At 43.6% G+C, this 16,549-nt stretch carries 17 protein-coding genes; 2 read left to right on the top strand and 15 right to left on the bottom strand.

The window, feature by feature from the left end; genetic code table 11:
* Positions 1-340 precede the first annotated feature (340 nt).
* The 5 genes from rsmA to metG all read right to left on the bottom strand — a co-directional run bounded on the left by rsmA (position 341) and on the right by metG (position 7,098).
* On the bottom strand, positions 341-1,219 hold the full coding sequence (gene rsmA / locus BK139_RS20150; RefSeq protein ID WP_076262371.1) for a 16S rRNA (adenine(1518)-N(6)/adenine(1519)-N(6))-dimethyltransferase RsmA: 879 nt from the start codon (positions 1,217-1,219) through the stop codon (positions 341-343).
* Positions 1,212-1,772 carry a ribonuclease M5 gene (rnmV, locus tag BK139_RS20145; protein ID WP_076262435.1) on the bottom strand — a complete coding sequence of 187 codons (561 nt, stop codon included), beginning with the start codon at positions 1,770-1,772 and terminating at the stop codon, positions 1,212-1,214. The genes rsmA and rnmV overlap by 8 nt, the downstream gene beginning before the upstream one ends.
* Before the next feature lie 550 nt (positions 1,773-2,322).
* Positions 2,323-3,516: a G5 and 3D domain-containing protein gene (locus BK139_RS20140; RefSeq protein ID WP_076262433.1), complete on the bottom strand. Its 1,194-nt coding sequence runs from the start codon at positions 3,514-3,516 to the stop codon at positions 2,323-2,325.
* A gap of 634 nt (positions 3,517-4,150) precedes the next feature.
* Complete coding sequence (locus tag BK139_RS20135; RefSeq protein ID WP_076262369.1) at positions 4,151-4,918, bottom strand: TatD family hydrolase; 768 nt, start codon at positions 4,916-4,918, stop codon at positions 4,151-4,153.
* A gap of 212 nt (positions 4,919-5,130) precedes the next feature.
* A complete protein-coding gene (gene metG, locus BK139_RS20130; RefSeq protein WP_076262367.1) occupies positions 5,131-7,098 on the bottom strand; it encodes a methionine--tRNA ligase in 1,968 nt (655 codons plus the stop codon).
* 610 nt (positions 7,099-7,708) lie between these two features.
* On the opposite strand from metG, the gene BK139_RS20125 reads away from it, so the two are divergent.
* Entirely contained in the window at positions 7,709-7,993 is a 285-nt protein-coding gene (locus BK139_RS20125; RefSeq protein WP_048009776.1) for a transition state genes transcriptional regulator AbrB, read from the top strand.
* 38 nt (positions 7,994-8,031) lie between these two features.
* Here the strand turns inward: BK139_RS20125 and rsmI are convergent, their stop codons facing one another.
* The 10 genes from rsmI to BK139_RS20075 all read right to left on the bottom strand — a co-directional run bounded on the left by rsmI (position 8,032) and on the right by BK139_RS20075 (position 15,543).
* A complete protein-coding gene (gene rsmI, locus BK139_RS20120) occupies positions 8,032-8,910 on the bottom strand; it encodes a 16S rRNA (cytidine(1402)-2'-O)-methyltransferase (protein WP_076262365.1) in 879 nt (292 codons plus the stop codon).
* On the bottom strand, positions 8,888-9,172 hold the full coding sequence (locus tag BK139_RS20115; protein WP_076262363.1) for a GIY-YIG nuclease family protein: 285 nt from the start codon (positions 9,170-9,172) through the stop codon (positions 8,888-8,890). The genes rsmI and BK139_RS20115 overlap by 23 nt, the downstream gene beginning before the upstream one ends.
* Positions 9,162-9,902 carry a tRNA1(Val) (adenine(37)-N6)-methyltransferase gene (locus BK139_RS20110; protein ID WP_076262361.1) on the bottom strand — a complete coding sequence of 247 codons (741 nt, stop codon included), beginning with the start codon at positions 9,900-9,902 and terminating at the stop codon, positions 9,162-9,164. The genes BK139_RS20115 and BK139_RS20110 overlap by 11 nt, the downstream gene beginning before the upstream one ends.
* A 363-nt stretch (positions 9,903-10,265) precedes the next feature.
* On the bottom strand, positions 10,266-10,640 hold the full coding sequence (gene yabA / locus BK139_RS20105) for a DNA replication initiation control protein YabA (RefSeq protein ID WP_076262358.1): 375 nt from the start codon (positions 10,638-10,640) through the stop codon (positions 10,266-10,268).
* Between the two features lie 12 nt (positions 10,641-10,652).
* Positions 10,653-11,480: a PSP1 domain-containing protein gene (locus BK139_RS20100; protein ID WP_076262356.1), complete on the bottom strand. Its 828-nt coding sequence runs from the start codon at positions 11,478-11,480 to the stop codon at positions 10,653-10,655.
* Positions 11,473-12,480 (bottom strand): DNA polymerase III subunit delta', encoded by a 1,008-nt coding sequence (holB, locus tag BK139_RS20095; RefSeq protein ID WP_076262354.1) that lies wholly within the window; start codon positions 12,478-12,480, stop codon positions 11,473-11,475. Before holB ends, BK139_RS20100 begins: the two co-directional genes overlap by 8 nt.
* 13 nt (positions 12,481-12,493) lie before the next feature.
* A complete protein-coding gene (locus tag BK139_RS20090; RefSeq protein ID WP_076262351.1) occupies positions 12,494-12,934 on the bottom strand; it encodes a YaaR family protein in 441 nt (146 codons plus the stop codon).
* Positions 12,935-12,976: 42 nt separating this feature from the next.
* Positions 12,977-13,306 carry a cyclic-di-AMP receptor gene (locus BK139_RS20085; protein ID WP_009336682.1) on the bottom strand — a complete coding sequence of 110 codons (330 nt, stop codon included), beginning with the start codon at positions 13,304-13,306 and terminating at the stop codon, positions 12,977-12,979.
* Between the two features lie 153 nt (positions 13,307-13,459).
* On the bottom strand, positions 13,460-14,086 hold the full coding sequence (tmk, locus tag BK139_RS20080; protein ID WP_076262349.1) for a dTMP kinase: 627 nt from the start codon (positions 14,084-14,086) through the stop codon (positions 13,460-13,462).
* Positions 14,087-14,106: 20 nt separating this feature from the next.
* A complete protein-coding gene (locus BK139_RS20075) occupies positions 14,107-15,543 on the bottom strand; it encodes an aminotransferase class I/II-fold pyridoxal phosphate-dependent enzyme (protein WP_076262347.1) in 1,437 nt (478 codons plus the stop codon).
* A 258-nt stretch (positions 15,544-15,801) separates the two neighbouring features.
* Here BK139_RS20075 and BK139_RS20070 point away from each other — a divergent pair, with 258 nt between their 5' ends.
* On the top strand, positions 15,802-16,005 hold the full coding sequence (locus BK139_RS20070; protein ID WP_076262345.1) for a sigma factor G inhibitor Gin: 204 nt from the start codon (positions 15,802-15,804) through the stop codon (positions 16,003-16,005).
* The last annotated feature ends 544 nt before the right edge of the window (positions 16,006-16,549 follow it).

The following is a 16,549-nucleotide window of genomic DNA, read 5'->3' as shown; positions in this document are numbered from 1 at the left end:
TGTTTGTGATTTATTATTTATGTCATAAATTATGCATTTGACTATGAACATGTGCGTAGAAAAGGGCGGTTGGGAAGATAGGCATTTGGGCGAAAAAAAGCCCGCTGTATAGACAGCAGGCTTGGTCTTTTATGAAGGCTCTTTTTCAAGGACTATTTTTTGGTTTATGAATTCAGCCGGTTGATTTCCGCTCCAGGCACGCAGCGAACCCATGGGGAGGAATGCGAGCCTACTCGGCTTCGCCTGCGGGGTCTCACACTTCCCTCTCTTCCCGCAGGAGTCAAGTGCCCTCCGCTCCAATCAACTCAAAGACTAATTTAATTATCTGCCCAATACAGCCTTATGAAAAATGGGGCAGCAGGGCATCACTCAATCGGGCAAATTCTTCGATGGATAAAGTTTCTCCTCTTCTGCCCGGCTCGACATTCGCTTGTTCGAGAGCGGAGAGGATTTTTTCCTTCTTCTGTTTTCCTTCAGGCAGCTGGCTTGTTAAGTTATTCAGAAGCGTCTTGCGCCTCTGAGCAAAGCTTGCTTTTGTCACCTGGAAAAAGAAGGGCTCACTTTTCACCGCCACTGCAGGCTCTTTGCGCTTTGTCAGTTTAATGACGGCTGAATCCACATTCGGCTGCGGCACAAAGACCGTCTTCGGTACGATCATGGCCGTTTCAGCCTCTGTATAGTACTGGACAGCAATGGAAAGGGAGCCGTACTCTTTCGTGCCTGGGCGGGCCGAAATTCTATCTGCCACTTCTTTCTGCAGCATACAGACGATACCCCTGATTGGAAGCTGGTTCTCCAGCAGCTTCATGATGATCGGGGTTGTTACATAGTACGGAAGGTTGGCGACAACCATAATATCGTCAATGCCTTCAAACTCCCGTTCTATCGCTGTCTTTACATCTGCTTTTAATACGTCCTCATTGATGATGGATACATGGGGATACGGCGATAGAGTTTCCTCTAAAATGGGAAGCAGCCGCTGGTCAATTTCAAAAGCCAGCACCTTTTTGCTTCTCCGGGCCAGCTGTTCGGTCAGTGCCCCAATTCCCGGGCCGATTTCGATGGCGCCCGACTCTTCCGTTAAATCAGCATGATCGACAATTCTCCGAAGAATGTTCGTATCGATCAAAAAGTTCTGTCCCAGGCTTTTCTTAAAAGAAAAGCCGTATTTATCCAAAATCGCCTTTGTTCTGGCTGGCGTTGCAATATCTTTATGCATTTTGTTCCTCCTTGCGAATAGCTTCGATTGCCTCAGCAAAATCCTTTTGGCTAATTTGAAACATCATTAAGCGCTTATGAAGCTGCTTGCCGTTTGTGTAGCCGATTTTAAGAAGTCTGCCAAGCTTTTCTCTTCTTTCCTTGGCACCTTCCCCGCCAATCAGGCCTGCAGTGACCAGGTCTTCCTGGGTAATGGCTTCTTCATAGGTCTCCTGCATAACCTGTGCGTCCTTTAATGCCTGGCGGATCATTTCTGGCGATGCATGCTCAACACCCACTCCTCTGCCATGCTTGTGGAGGGCATCCGCTTTTTCTATAAAGGCATGCTTGCATCCCGGAACTTCATTGGTGATTGTATTTCGGATCTTTTGTCCGGGAAAGTCCGGATCTGTGAACACGATGACCCCTCTGGTCTTCTGGGCAAGCTTTATTTTTTCAATCGTGACCCCATTAATGGCAGATCCATTTGTTTCAATTGTATCGGCATCCAGCGCCCTCTTGATCGCTGCTGTATCATCCTTGCCTTCTACAACAATAATTTCCTTGATTTTCATGGTTCCTCCTAAGAAAAGCGCAAGCGCCTTGCCCACGAATGAACGCAGACTAAGAACGCCACCTCCTGTGGCAACGTCTGCATGACCCCCATCCTGGGGGCCTCAAGCAAAAGACGAGCCTCCCGGAAAGGCGTTCTTTGCCTTTTTGGGAGGATTGCCCGAAAGGTGGAGGCGACTGCCCAGGGACGACAGGCATAAAAGGGTTCCTGTAAGAAGGCGTTTTTCCTTCTGAAAGGAAACGGCTTATGACCCCGAGTCCCTAGGAGCCGAAACAAGACAAGCTTGTGACCTCGAGGAGGCAGGCTGCTTGCGCTAGACAATTATCAATGTTCAAAATTAAAGACTTCGCATTCCGTAAAAAAATATAAAAAAATTGAAAAAAACTTGAAACATTTCTGTAATGTAATTCGTCTAAATAGATGTAAGAAGAATATATTTATAAAGAATAGTTCTTATTATATATGAACCAGCTTGAAAATGAAAAATGTTATCCATTAACCTTCTCTGCAATGAAATAAAAAATGCAGGGGAAGCCCCTGCATCATAAAATTTAATTCAGTATTTTAATTTTTACCGTTTTTCTTCCCCACTTGTATGCTTCTGATTTGGAGGAGAAGAATACATCAATTTTGTTTCCTTTAATCGCGCCGCCTGTATCAGCTGCAATGGCATAGCCATAGCCTTCCACATAGACCTTCGTTCCAAGGGGAATGACACTTGGATCAACCGCTATGACCTTAGCACCCGGATTGGCACGCAGGTCCAAACCGGTAGCCGTTTTGCCTGAGCATCCGCTGCAATTAGCCGTATAGGCAGTTGACGATACATAAATTTCTTTACCGCTTGCCTTGCTGCTTGTTCCGCGGGAAACGACTTGTGTTGCTGCAGCCACCTTTGTTCCGACAGCAACGACTTTATCCTGCTTTTCCTTCACTTGCTTTTCACTGATCAGCTTTCTGGAAATTTCTTTGCCATTCTCCAGGACGACTTCAAACTCTTTCGTCTTAAGGCCTTTTTTTCCAGCATTCATCACTTTTTCAGTGCCTTTAGTCAAGCTGTTATCCTTCTTTGTCACAACTGCGAAATTAATTGGTTCTTCCACTACATCGGTGACTTTTTCAACTCGAATGACTTTTATTTTGTCATTGGCTTTGACTGTCTCTTCCAACTTTGGTTCAACGCGGTCTAAATCATTGATCTTGATTCCCTGCTGTGATAAAAAGTCAGCGACCGTAGTCGAAGTTGACCAAACCTGCTTCTCTTTGCCGCCATTATTAAGCGTTAAAGCGAATGCTTTCTCTACTTGAATTTCCAGGTTGTTTTTAACTGTATCCTCTGGCTTTGGCTGAACCTTATCATGTTCAGTCAGCGTAATATTCTGTTCTTTTAAAACGTCCCCGACTGTCTTTGCAGCCGTCCAAATCGTTTTCTTCTCGTTATCTGTTACAACTTTCACCTGTTTAGCCGGTTCATAGACAATTTCTGTATTGTCCTTAACCTCTGTGTTTACCGAGGGAAACACATAATCTTCTGAGCGGAGTGAAATATCTAGATCATCGAATATATCTTGAATCGTTGCTGCATGCGTTTTGATGACTTTCTCTTGGCCGTCTATCGTCAGTGCTACTGTTTTCTTTGTCGTTTCATATGCAATGAAACCGCAGGCAGCAGCAAAAACTACTAAACTAGCAGAAAAAATGGCCAATTTCTTTTTACTCAAAGACTTGGATAACAGGTTTTTCATGTTTTGAATCACGATGAAAAACGCCTCCTTTTCTCTCGGAGTGATTATATAGAGTATCTTGCCGACTGTCAACTCTTTCAATTTTCCAGCTTCCGAAAGGCTGGAAGAATGCAGGCATTGGGCTTTTTTGCCTGTATTCTTAGAACTGCACTCTATCTCTATGTATGAATGATAGTCCCCTTCTATGCATGCCTTCTTGCAAATGCCTGTTTTCAGTCATGCTTGCCTTGGATTAATACTTTTCCACATCCATGTGAAAAATCCTTCTTTTTTTGAATTAGGAATTTTTCACGGATCTGGAAATTCTATATATTCTGCTGACCAGGCGCTCAGCAATCGGGAGCGATTTTCAAAAATCCACTCAAGACTTCAGGCTTCCGGCCCTCCATCTGTCACAATCCCCGATCAGCAGTAAACGCCCTCCGCTCGGCCAGCAGGGGTGCAAAATAGCACCTTTTTTCTAGTAATTGGCAAACACTTCCGTAAACGTATTTCCTATTATGCAAAAAAACCGGATGAAAGGAAAGAGAGACTTATCGACATGGTTATCCTATGAGAAGAAGGAGACATGTAGAACTTTTTAGAATCAGAAAAGATTTGGACAAGCTCCTACAGGCTTCGACAAAATGAGCTATCAGTTTATGCCGAATAATTTTTTTGCATTTTCTGTGGTTGCCTGTGCAACTTCTTCTGTTGAAAGTCCTTTTATTTCTGCAATCTGCTCTGCCACCAATTTGACATAGCTGGGTTCATTCCGTTTTCCTCTGTGCGGATGAGGGGTCAGATAGGGGCAGTCTGTTTCAATCAACAGCTTTTCAAGCGGAATAACATCTGCTACTTCCTTTGGTTTTTTTGCGTTTTTGAAGGTCACTGGACCGCCAAGGGAAATGTAGAAGTTCATATCCACACATTCTTGGGCAATTTCCGGGCTGCCGCTGAAGCAATGCATGATTCCGCCCACTTCTCCCGCTCCTTCTTCCTTGAGGATTTCGACTATATCGGCTGTAGCATCACGGTTATGGATGACGATGGGAAGCTTCACTTTTTTCGCCAGACGGATCTGCTTTCGGAAGACTTCCTGCTGAATATCCTTCGGAGACTTGTCCCAATAATAATCCAGGCCCATTTCTCCCAGTGCCACCACTTTTGGATGGCTGGAAAGCTCTTCAATCCATAGCAAATCTTCCTCTGTCATATCAATGGCATCAACCGGATGCCATCCCACACTGGCATAAATGAAATCGTATTTTTCAGTCAGCTCCATCGCTTTTTCAATGGTTGGACGGTCAAACCCGACGACCACAATGTTGGAAATTCCTTCACTAAGGGCCCGGTCGATTACCTCTTGTAAATCTTCGTTATATTGTTCGGCATTAAGATGTGCGTGTGTGTCGAAAAACATCAAAAAACTCCTTTTCCTTCATATTATTTTTCTATTACTATTATGTCAGTGATGTAACAAAATGACTTTACTGTCAAAATGGTTCCAATTAGATAAACCAACTATAAATACTTTACAAGAATAATTTTTTCCAAAAATAAAAAACATAGAAATGCTTACGGTATACGCTTAACACTTCTATGTTTTTATGATTAACAGGAAAATAAATAATATTATTTTACCCTTGCACCTAGTGGAAGAGATTCAGCAATTGTGGCAAGTGAAAGTTCGCCGTCTTTTCCTCCTGCTAAAATCATTCCTTCTGAAAGCTCGCCGCGAAGTTTAACAGGCTTTAAATTGGTTACACAGATGACTTTTCTGCCGACCAGTTCTTCCGGCTTATAGAATTTAGCAATTCCGGAAACGACCTGGCGCTTTTCATAGCCAAGATCCAGCTGTAATTTCAGGAGCTTATCAGCTTTTTTCACCGGTTCTGCCTCGATGACCTGGGCCACTCTTAAATCGACCTTCATAAAGTCATCAATTGAGATTTCCTCGCTATCCGGCTTTTCCTCTGCTTTTGCTTCAGGCTTTGCTTCTTCTTTAGGAGCAGAAGATCCCTGCATTTTTGTTTTAATGAACTCAACTTCTTCCGTAATATCCAGGCGAGGGAAAATCGGTTCTCCCTTTAATACCTTTGTGCCTTCAGGAATCAGGCCGAATGTCTCAAGGCTTTCCCAGGATGTTAATGCTTCTTCATTTACATTAAGCTGCGTGAAGATTTCCTTCGGCGTACGTGTCAGGAATGGCTGCAGAAGCACCGCGGTTCTGCGCAGGGATTCCGCCAGATGAACCATCACACTTGCAAGCTCTTCCCTTTTCTCTTCCTCTTTGGCCAGAGTCCAGGGCTGTGTTTCATCTATATATTTATTCGTTCTGCTGACAAGCTGCCACACAGCAGATAAGGCAACAGAGAACTCCATTTTTTCCATAGCTTCCTCGTATTTAGAAACCGTCTCACGGTTCATTTGCAGCAGCTGCTGGTCGAACTCACCTTCTGAACCTGTATATGCCGGAATAACACCGTCAAAGTATTTATTCACCATGGCGATCGTACGATTTAATAGGTTGCCTAAATCGTTGGCAAGATCAAAGTTGATTCTTTCCACAAAACCTTCCGGTGTAAATACACCGTCTGCGCCGAATGGCACTTCGCGAAGCAGGTAATAGCGCAGTGCATCCAGGCCATAACGGTCAATAAGGGTAACAGGGTCCACTACATTTCCCTTTGATTTGGACATTTTGCCGTCCTTCATCAAAAGCCAGCCATGGGCAAATACCTTTTTCGGCAGTGGCACATCCAAAGCCATCAGCATGATTGGCCAGTAAATCGTATGGAAGCGCACAATTTCTTTTCCAACCAGGTGAACATCTGCAGGCCAGTAGTTCAGATACTTGGAATCATCATCGGTTCCATAGCCAAGTGCGGTAATGTAGTTGGATAGTGCATCAATCCATACATACACCACATGCTTTGGATTATTTGGCACCTTTACTCCCCAGTCAAAAGTTGTTCTGGATACTGCCAAATCCTCAAGGCCCGGTTTAATGAAGTTATTGATCATTTCATTTTTGCGTGATTCAGGCTGTATGAAAGATGGATTTTCTTCATAATATTGCAGAAGTCTGTCAGCGTATTTACTTACCTTAAAGAAATAAGATTCTTCCTTCACTTTATGAACGGGACGTCCGCAGTCAGGGCAATTGCCGTCCGCAAGCTGGCGTTCTGTGTAATAAGACTCGCAAGGCGTACAATACCAGCCTTCATATTCGCCAAGATAGATATCACCCTGTTCTACAAGCTGGGCGAAGATTTTTTCAACGATCTGCTTATGTCTGTCCTGTGTCGTACGGATAAAGTCATCATAGGAAATATCAAGCTTTTTCCAGAGATCCTGGATGCCGGAAACAATTTCATCTACGTACTGCTGAGGTGTTACCCCTTTTTCTTCTGCCTTCTCCTGGATCTTCTGTCCATGTTCATCCGTTCCTGTCAGGTACATAACGTCAAAGCCGCGCATGCGCTTGTAGCGCGCCATCGCATCACCGGCCACCGTTGTATAGGCATGCCCTATATGTAAATTTCCACTAGGATAATAAATTGGAGTGGTTAAATAAAACGTCTTTAATTTGTCCTCCACAAGATTCCCTCCCTTATTTTATGAAAACATCGATGCATACTTATATGCAGCTATGCTTTTGGCTGTCTAATACTAAAAAATCCCGCCCCATTTGGACGAGAGTATTAATGAGAAAATCGTGCCGTTATTGGGCCTGCTATATCAATATTTTACAAGAAGTTATATTCGTCAGCATAACCTCTTATACCATCAAAATATACCTAAAAACTTGAAATTGTGCAACCAATAGGCAGAAAGGAACGGCAGGATTTTTCTCTAATAAAAAATTTTTTATTTTCTATCCCTAAAAAAGGAAACTGCCTTTCGAATATTATTATAGTAATAGCATGGGTTTTTGTAGAATTTTGTCGAAATGTCGAAAGGAGTCATATATTTAATTTTTGGAAGCTTCTTTCCATATCCCTATTTAAAATGGCTTTTATTTCGTAAATCTCAGTTATACCAACACTTCATTGAGTTTCCTAAAATTTTCTACCCCCTACCAAAATAAAGTAATTGACGTATATGGGAATGGCTGGTATTATAAATGTAACAAAGATTTTGTCGAATAATGACGAAACGATATAGATAGAGAAAAATATTATTGGAGATTTGAGAGGAGACTTTTATTATGAAATCTACAGGTATTGTTCGTAAAGTTGATGAGCTTGGCCGCGTAGTAATCCCTATTGAACTAAGACGCACACTTGGAATCGCGGAAAAGGATGCGTTGGAAATCTACGTAGATGACGAAAGAATCATCCTTAAAAAGTACAAGCCAAACATGACTTGCCACGTTACAGGGGAAGTATCTGATGATAATATCTCACTGGCTAACGGCAAACTAATCTTAAGCCGTGACGGTGCAGAGCAGCTGTTAAAAGAAATTCAAAACACTTTTGAAACCGTAAAATAATAAAGAACAAAGCTTCTCACACAAGTGAGAAGCTTTTTTTATTCTTCGATATGATAAGCATGGTAAACATCCCGCTTATTTATTCCCCGATCTTTTGCGGTTTGCTTGATGGCTTCCTTGCTCGCGAGTCCAGTTTCTTCTATATAATGGCTGACGTGATCTTCAATCGAAAGATTCTCCCACCAGGAAGCTTCTGCATCCTGCACAGTCTCGGAAGTCCCTTCAATAATAATTACAAATTCTCCTCTCACTTCGCCGGTTGAAGCCCATTCTATCACTTCTCCTACAGTTCCCCGGATAAATTCTTCATATCTCTTCGTCAGTTCACGGCATAACGCAATATTCCTGTTACCCATGATGTCCGACATCAGTGAGAGGGTTTCCTTCAGGCGATGGGGAGCTTCATATAAGATGATGGTTGCCGATAGCCTGGAGAGATCCTCGAGCTCCTGTTTCTTGAGTTTCTTCTGCCTGTTCAGAAACCCATAGAAATAAAAAGGCTGGGTGTTGATGCCGGAAGCAATCAGGCCGGTTAAAGCAGCATTCGCACCGGGAAGGGGCACCACTGTCAGTTTTTCTTCAGCAGCCGCTGTTACAAGGTCATAGCCCGGGTCTGAAATCGCAGGCATCCCTGCATCACTGACAAGGGCAATTTTTGCGCCATTTGCCACTTTTTCAAGCAGCTTCTGTCCGCTGATTTCCTTATTATGTTCATGATAGCTGATGATGGGGGTGGCAATCTCAAAATGATTGCATAGCTTCTTTGTATTGCGCGTATCCTCTGCTGCAATAAAGTCCGCTTCCTTCAGTATTCTAACCGCCCTGAAGCTCATGTCTTCCAGATTGCCGATCGGAGTCGGGACTAAATACAGAATTCCTTTTGTTTCTTCATGTTCAAAGCTTTTTTGCTGCCACATATGTACCACCCGTCTCTTTCATTAAAAACTCGTCCTTCTTCTTCCGGGACCATTGCTTGAATTCATATTCCGCTCTCATCGCTTCCCCTTTTTCCGGGTAAGAACGGGAGAAGACCAGCTCAACCGGTCCTCTTCCTCTGGTATACTTTGCCCCTTTTCCTTCATTATGGGCCCTCACCCGTTTTTCAAGATCATTGGTGTAGCCTGCATATAAGCTGCCATCACGGCAATGGAGAACGTAAAAAAAATGGCTATTCTCCATATAAAATCTCTCTCATTTCGGGTGTGTATTCATTTTCTTCATTATATACAAATAAAGGAGGCAGGATTTTCAGGTCTGGATTGCCGTTTTTGACTGCCTCAATCAGCAGGGTGTTTGCTTCTTTTCCGGCCTTGGGATAGACAAATTGCACCCTTTTCGGCTCCAGCTTATACTTGCGCATGAGCGTGACAATATCCAGGAACCTGCCCGGCCTGTGCACAAATGCCACCTTGCCTCCCTGTTTCGCAAGCCCGCTTGACGCTTTCACCGCATCCTCGAGTGTACACAGAATTTCATGGCGGGCAATCGCCAAATGCTCATTCTCATTGATTTCATCCTTTGAAGGAGTAGGAAAGTAAGGCGGATTGCAGGTGACAACATCAAATTTTCCATAACCTAATTCCTGATGGATCTCTTTAATATCTCCGTGAATCATCTTAATCCGGTCTTGAAGCTTATTGTATTCAATGCTTCTGACCGCCATATCATGCAGACGCTCCTGAATTTCGACGCCTGTAATGGCACCCTTGGTTCTTGTGCTTAAAAAAAGCGGAATCACGCCATTTCCGCTGCACAAATCAACGAGATTGCCTTTTTGAATCGGCACATACACAAACCGGGCCAGCAGGACAGCATCCAGTGAAAAAGAAAAAACGGCCGGGCTTTGGATGATCCTCATATCTTCAGCCAGCAAATAGTCCAGCCGCTCCCCTTCTTTTAAAAAATCCATTCTTGATCCTCCATGCTTCTCTGATTCTTTGCTTTTATGGAAAGGCTCTTTTCGTATAAATCGTTGTTTATCGCTAACAATATTGTCCGTTGATTTCCGCTCCAGGCTGCTCGCTTTCCGCAGGGCGTGCGGTGAGCCTCCTCGACGCTGCGCGTCTGCGGGGTCTCACCTGTCCCGCTACTCCCGCAGGACGTTGAATAAACTTCCCCGAAAAAACATCGCACGAAGAAAATGCGATAGCATTTTCGAGGATCTCGCACCTTCCGCTCCAATCAACTCTATAAATAATAAAAAAAAAGCAACAAACCCTGCGAAAACAGCCTATGGAAAAATAGCCTTCCTATCATCAGGAAGGCTAAAAGTTTACTTCTTATTCAGGAAAGACAGGCAAAACAGACAGTCTCCCTCTTTACGCGGGCTGCCGAAATGGAGATTGCAAATGTGAAAGCCTTCCTGATAGAGGCGGGCCAGGTTATCATAGCCTTCGCCAATATCAATCACCTTATCATCATCTGCAGCATCGGCCGACTGCTCTGATTTGCCTTTTTTCGCCGATGTGCTTTCCTTTTCTGCAGGTATGTCTAAATGACGTCGTAAATGTTCATTTTCCAGCTTCAAAGAGTTATTCTCTTCAAGTATTTCTGCCAAATGCTGCTTTAACTCACCAAGCTGCTGATATAACTCTCCAATTTGGGTTTCCATATTACTCACTGAGTCAAAGATTTCTTTTTTATCCACGACTTCCACCTCTTAATCTGTGGACTGAACTGATACAGCACCTTGTTTTAAAATTTCATCCAGTGTATATTCGAGGACGCGCTCGGCTTCTTTCACATCAACCTGCAGCACACGCTCCAATATATTTAAGCCTACCACTTTTCCGGCTCCATCCGGGGTTTGAATCCATTCCCCAAGGTCCGGAAGCATTTCTTTTGCTGCTTCATACTCATCATTTTCATATTTCAGGCAGCACATTAAGCGGCCGCATAAACCCGATATTTTCGTTGGATTCAGCGATAGATTCTGGTCCTTTGCCATCTTAATGGATACAGGGTCAAAGTCACCCAGGAAAGTGGAACAGCAAAGCATTCTTCCGCATGGGCCAATTCCGCCCAGCATTTTTGCTTCATCCCTCACACCTATCTGGCGAAGTTCAATCCTTGTCCGGAAGATGGCTGCGAGATCTTTGACAAGCTCGCGGAAGTCAACCCGGCCATCAGCCGTAAAGTAGAAGATGACCTTATTTCGGTCAAATGTATATTCAACATCCACCAGCTTCATATCAAGCTGATGTGTTTGTACCTTTTCACAGCATACCTCGTATGCTTCCTTGGCGGCCTGCTTGTTCTCCTCGACAATCATGCGATCCTTTTGATCTGCAATACGAAGAACCTTTTTTAATGGAAGGACAACATCATTCTCATCGACCTGCTTCGGGGCGATTACCACTTTTCCGTATTCAACGCCTCGGACAGTTTCGACAATGACAAAGTCATCCTTTTGTATTGAGAGATCTCCGGGATCAAAATAATAAATCTTGCCCGCTTTTTTAAAGCGCACTCCTACTACATCATACAAAGGAAGATCCCTCCTGCAATTTTAGCACAAGCTGTTCCATCAACAGCTGCGGATTCATATTTGCCTGCAATTTTCTTTTGGCTTCCAAAACAGCCGTCATCTGTTCCGTCAGGCGTTTGGTGGAAGATTGCAGCGCAAACTGCTCTAAACGTTTTCGTTCGTTCAGATGGACAACCTGGTCTTGTTTCCCAAGCTGAATATATAGTAAATCTTTAAAAATAAGAAGTAATAGATCCAAGCCGCGATCAATCTGCTCTTTTTCTTTAAAGTGCAAGAACCAATCCTCCTGAAGGGCAACCATTGCCTCAAGGGGATTCTTCTTTACCACTTCATATAATTTTAACACTATTTTTTGTGCTTGTACAAACCAATCATCTGAACTATATTGTAAAGCTTCATCCAAATTATTGGTAATTTGTGCAAGTAATGGTGCCTGGGCAGGATCCACTCCATTATTTTTTAATTGCTGAATCATTTCAGCAGGAGATAATGGTTTAAAAGAAATGGACTGACAGCGGGATAGAATAGTAGGAAGCATCTGCTGCGACTGCTCGGTAATCAGCACAGCGGTCGTCTCTGAATGGGGTTCCTCCAGAAATTTAAGCAGACTGTTGGCAGCGTTCACTGTCATTTTGTCAGCATGAACAATCACATACAGTTTCCGCCTGGATTCTACCCCGGTCTTTGAAAACTCTTCCTGCAGGCTTTGAATCTGATTTTTTTTGATAGAAAGCCCGTCCGGCTCCAGAATATGAACATCCGGATGATTTCCGCTGTTTATCCTTTTGCAGTTTGAACATGTTTCACATGGAACATACCCTTCAATCGGCTCATGGCAGAATCGGCTTTTCGCCAAAAGCATGCTTGCCTCCCGCTTTCCTGTTCCTTTCATCCCTTCAAATAAGTAGGCGTGGGCCAGCCGATTCTTCACTATGCTATTTTTAAACATTTTTAATACAACTGGCTGTACGGCCTCCAGCTGTTCCCACGTTTTCCCCACAAGTATCACTCACTTACATATATAAATTTATTAGGAGTCCCTTAATCTCTCCGACTTTACCTAATATATCAATAGAAGATTCTTCTTTTTTCATTAATTCATCTGTCAGCTCTGAAAGCTTTTCATCAACCTTTTCCACCACTTTCAGAGACCGGCCCTGTCCATGCTGGTTCCAGCTGTGCGATTGCCTCAGCTCCATTCCAAAATCAACCGCTTCCTTCACAAATCGTTTCACAAGCGTTTTATATTTGGCCAGGTCCTTAAAGGTTCTGGAGCGGGCCAGCCGTTCTCCTGCGGCATCTATATCCTTTAACAGACCCTGAAGCTGGGAAGCCTGCATTTTCTGGTCCTGCTTCTGCACCATTTCAGAAAATTTAACGCCGTTCATTGCTGCCTGCTTCTGCTCATTGCGGACATTTTCCATCTTGAGCCGAAGTTCCTGATTAATTTTCATACCTGATCCTCCGCAAAGGGCTCAAAGCTCCCTCTGTAATGATTAAAAATGATGGAACTGCTCGACTGGCAGAACAAACACTGTCGCACCGCCAACCTCAACTTCAACAGGGTATGGCACATAAGAATCTGCGTTGCCGCCCATCGGCGATACCGGTGCAACCAGCTGGTCTCTTGCTCTGCAATTTTCCTTAATAATCTGCAGGGCTCTCTCCACACGGATATCCTCTGTCCCGATCATGAACGTTGTATTGCCTGATTTCAAGAATCCGCCCGTGCTGGCCAATTTTGTCGCACGAAAGTTATTGTCAACCAGCGCATTCATTAGCTTATTGCTGTCCTGATCCTGAATGACTGCCAGAATTAATTTCATAAGCCCATCCCCTTTACAAAGTTTTCATCCGTTTTGTCTTACTTTTATTATATCAATTATTTTATCTTCAAGCAGAAATTAAGGGAATACAGGAAAAATAATTTTATAGCCTGTAAAAAAACCTTAAAGATATCCCATCTTTAAGGCGAGTTTTTATATTCGTTCTTTCAGCTTGCTCTCCGCCTGCTGATACACTTCCTCCAATGGCTTTGAAGCATCAATCTTAAAGATGCGCTCCGGGTAAAGCTCCATTAGCTTCAGGTAGCCCTCCCGCACTTTATGGTGAAAGTCGAGCTTTTCCAGGTCCAGGCGGTTCACTTCCCGTCCTTTATGCTGATTGATTCTTTCCAATCCGGCCGCAGGATCAATATCAAAATACAGTGTCAGTTCAGGCATCATGCCTTCAATGGCAAAGCTGTTGATAGAGTAGACCTCCTCAATGCCAAGTCCTCTTGCATATCCCTGATAGGCAAGAGAGCTATCAATAAACCGGTCACATAAAATGATATATCCCTCATCCAATGCCGGCTTTACTTTCTCGGCCAGGTGCTGCCTTCTGGCTGCCGCATACAGCAGAGCCTCTGTTCTCGGGTCCATCTTTGTATTCTTTTTATCAAGTATGACACTTCGGATTTGCTCAGCAATCTCAATTCCGCCAGGCTCTCTTGTCTGAAGCACCTGATAGCCTTCCTTTGCCAGATTGCTTGCCAGCATATCAATAATTGTTGTCTTTCCGGCACCCTCAGGTCCTTCGACCGTAATAAACTTCCCATTTTTCATTTTACTTCCTCCAGCTGCTGTTATAGATCCTTATATATGTGGATGCTGCCTTTTTTAATATTGTCTCCATTTTGAAACCGTGCTCCGGCCTGAATTTGAAATCTGATGTTTGCGATATCTTCAGCCTCAATGATTTCACCCGGGTATAAGAGCGGAATGCCTGGCGGATAAGGAATTACCTGCTGAGCGCATATTTTGCCGGCCGCCTCTTCCAGTGCCACCATTTTAATGGTGTGCTGACTCTGTTCCTTTTGCTCAAGGGCAAGGCCGGAAACAGGCTTTTTACTGAAAGTGATTCTTTCCTGGCGGTCTGCCGGTCCGAATGAGGTCAATTCCTCTTTCAAACATTCAATCACCCGGTCAAATGGATAATCCATATCGTTCTTCAAAAGTGGCAAAACAAACAGGACATTATAGGGATCCGCCATTTCCGTAAAGATCCCGTGTTTCTCCAGTAGAGTCTGCAGGTTAAATCCGCTGAGTGAGGTTTCCGACTGGATGGTTACCTTTAAAGGGTCACCGCTGTGATGTTGGAATGGCAGTACCTTAATGCCTTTAATACCGTTAAGACTCTTCCTGAAATACCTAATCTTTTCAAGCAGTGCTTCCTCATCCTTTTTCGAAAATGAAGCTAAATAAGCCCTTGCCAAATCAAGAGAAGCCATAATCGGATAGGATGGGCTGCTTGATTGGAGTATCCCCAGATAGTTGGACACCTTCTCTTCCTTTATAAAACGACTGTTAAAATGCAGATAAGCACCCATTGTCATAGCAGGCAGCGTTTTATGTGCCGATTGTACAGTAAGATCTGCCTGAAGCTGAACGGCCGAAGCGGGAAAATCGCTCCCGCCTATTAAATGCGCTCCATGTGCCTCATCCACCAGCACTGGAATACCATAATCGTGAGCGCACTGAATAATACTTTCAAGGTCGTATACCATTCCATAATAATTCGGATAGGTTAAGATGATTGCTTTTGCATCCGGATATTGCCTGATTGCCTCTTTAACCGTTTCTAAAGTCACTCCCCCGGCGACGCCCCACTCTTCATTAAACTCAGGCGCTAAAAAGACAGGCTTCGCCTTAGCCAAAGTAATGCCATTCAGGATGGACTTATGGCAGTTCCGCTGGACCAATACAGTCTCACCTTCCTCTGCGGCTGACAGGACCATGGCAAGATTCCCAGCAGTCGATCCGTTCACAAGGAAAAAGCTTTTTGAAACTTCGTACAGGCCGGCAAGCAGCTCTTGTGCCTCCAGGATGACTCCCTCAGGAGAATGCAAATCATCCAGTCCGCTGAGCTCCGTAGCATCCAGCTTTAAAATATGTTTAAAATAATCTGCTCCCTCACAGCCTGCAAGAAACCCGTTCTTATGGCCAGGCACATGAAAGGATAACGGCTGGTGTGAAGCATGTATTTGTAATTGGTTCCATAATGGAGTGTTTTTCTGATTCATATGTTCATCACTTTCCTATGATTCTTCTCCTATTTTAACAAAACAAGTATGTAACTGCTACATATGGCAGATATCTGCGCCAGTCCCTGAAGCATCTGGCAAAATATTAAAAGAAATCCTTTATAGACATACACCCAAATTAGATTTCCATCATACAATATTAATCAAGTAACCTCAGAAAAACCCGCCAGCGAAAATTCAAAAAATTGTATACAATACTGTTAATCTGGGCAGACTAAGGGTATGGAGGTGGAGTGATTGGGTTCGCTATTAGCAAAGAAACAGGCAGGGGAAGAATGTGTCATATGCGAGCAGGAAAAAACCAGGGGAATACATCTATACACTTCTTTTATCTGCACAGATTGTGAAAATGATTTACTCACCACGGATACAAGTCATCCAAAATATAATTATTACTTAAAGAAGCTGCGGAAAATAACAATGCCGGAGATATTTTCTTGAAATGTAAGCCCTTTGATAGGGGCTTTTTATTTTTTTGCTGATAGGGCAGCTGGGATGTCGCGGAATTTCAGGTTTGCTGGGAATTTATTTGGGCACGTGCATGGGATTGGCGGTATATCTAACAGATTTTGGAGTTTATCTAGCATGTTTTGGGTTTTATCTAACAGGTTTATGAATTTATCTAACAGGATTTTTGATTTATCTAGCAAGTTTTGGAGTTTATCTAACATTTGGCACCATCCGTCTTTACGGAGACGAAATCGACTATGAAAACAGAGGGCGAAATGTGGAATGGCGCATATAATTTGATTCTTGCGCATAAATGCGAGAAGTGACGCATATATGTGCCAAAGTGAAGCATATCCTGAAAATGTGACGCATATGTTGCGCGAAGTGACGCATAGCTGCACTTTTCAATAAAAAGAAGAGTCCAACTGATTCAAATACCCCTAATTACACACAAAAAAGAGCACCCATCAGGTGCTCTTTCATGTGCCCGGCAGCGTCCTACTCTCACAGGGGGACAGCCCCCAACTACCATCGG

It is taken from the genome of Paenibacillus sp. FSL R5-0490 (assembly GCF_001956215.1).
Lineage (GTDB): Bacteria > Bacillota > Bacilli > Bacillales > Cytobacillaceae > Cytobacillus.
The sequence above is the reverse complement of the archived record's forward strand: the minus strand, read 5'-3'. Positions and strand labels throughout refer to the sequence as shown.

Excerpts from the sequence above, each read along its gene's own strand:
- rsmA (WP_076262371.1), bottom strand. The coding sequence starts at position 1,219 with ATGCATAAAGATATTGCAACGCCAGCCAGAACAAAGGCGATTTTGGAT.
- rnmV (WP_076262435.1), bottom strand. The coding sequence starts at position 1,772 with ATGAAAATCAAGGAAATTATTGTTGTAGAAGGCAAGGATGATACAGCA.
- BK139_RS20140 (WP_076262433.1), bottom strand. The coding sequence starts at position 3,516 with ATGAAAAACCTGTTATCCAAGTCTTTGAGTAAAAAGAAATTGGCCATT.
- BK139_RS20135 (WP_076262369.1), bottom strand. The coding sequence starts at position 4,918 with ATGTTTTTCGACACACACGCACATCTTAATGCCGAACAATATAACGAA.
- BK139_RS20125 (WP_048009776.1), top strand. The coding sequence starts at position 7,709 with ATGAAATCTACAGGTATTGTTCGTAAAGTTGATGAGCTTGGCCGCGTA.
- rsmI (WP_076262365.1), bottom strand. The coding sequence starts at position 8,910 with ATGTGGCAGCAAAAAAGCTTTGAACATGAAGAAACAAAAGGAATTCTG.
- BK139_RS20115 (WP_076262363.1), bottom strand. The coding sequence starts at position 9,172 with ATGGAGAATAGCCATTTTTTTTACGTTCTCCATTGCCGTGATGGCAGC.
- BK139_RS20110 (WP_076262361.1), bottom strand. The coding sequence starts at position 9,902 with ATGGATTTTTTAAAAGAAGGGGAGCGGCTGGACTATTTGCTGGCTGAA.
- BK139_RS20090 (WP_076262351.1), bottom strand. The coding sequence starts at position 12,934 with ATGAAAATTAATCAGGAACTTCGGCTCAAGATGGAAAATGTCCGCAAT.
- BK139_RS20085 (WP_009336682.1), bottom strand. The coding sequence starts at position 13,306 with ATGAAATTAATTCTGGCAGTCATTCAGGATCAGGACAGCAATAAGCTA.
- tmk (WP_076262349.1), bottom strand. The coding sequence starts at position 14,086 with ATGAAAAATGGGAAGTTTATTACGGTCGAAGGACCTGAGGGTGCCGGA.
- BK139_RS20075 (WP_076262347.1), bottom strand. The coding sequence starts at position 15,543 with ATGAATCAGAAAAACACTCCATTATGGAACCAATTACAAATACATGCT.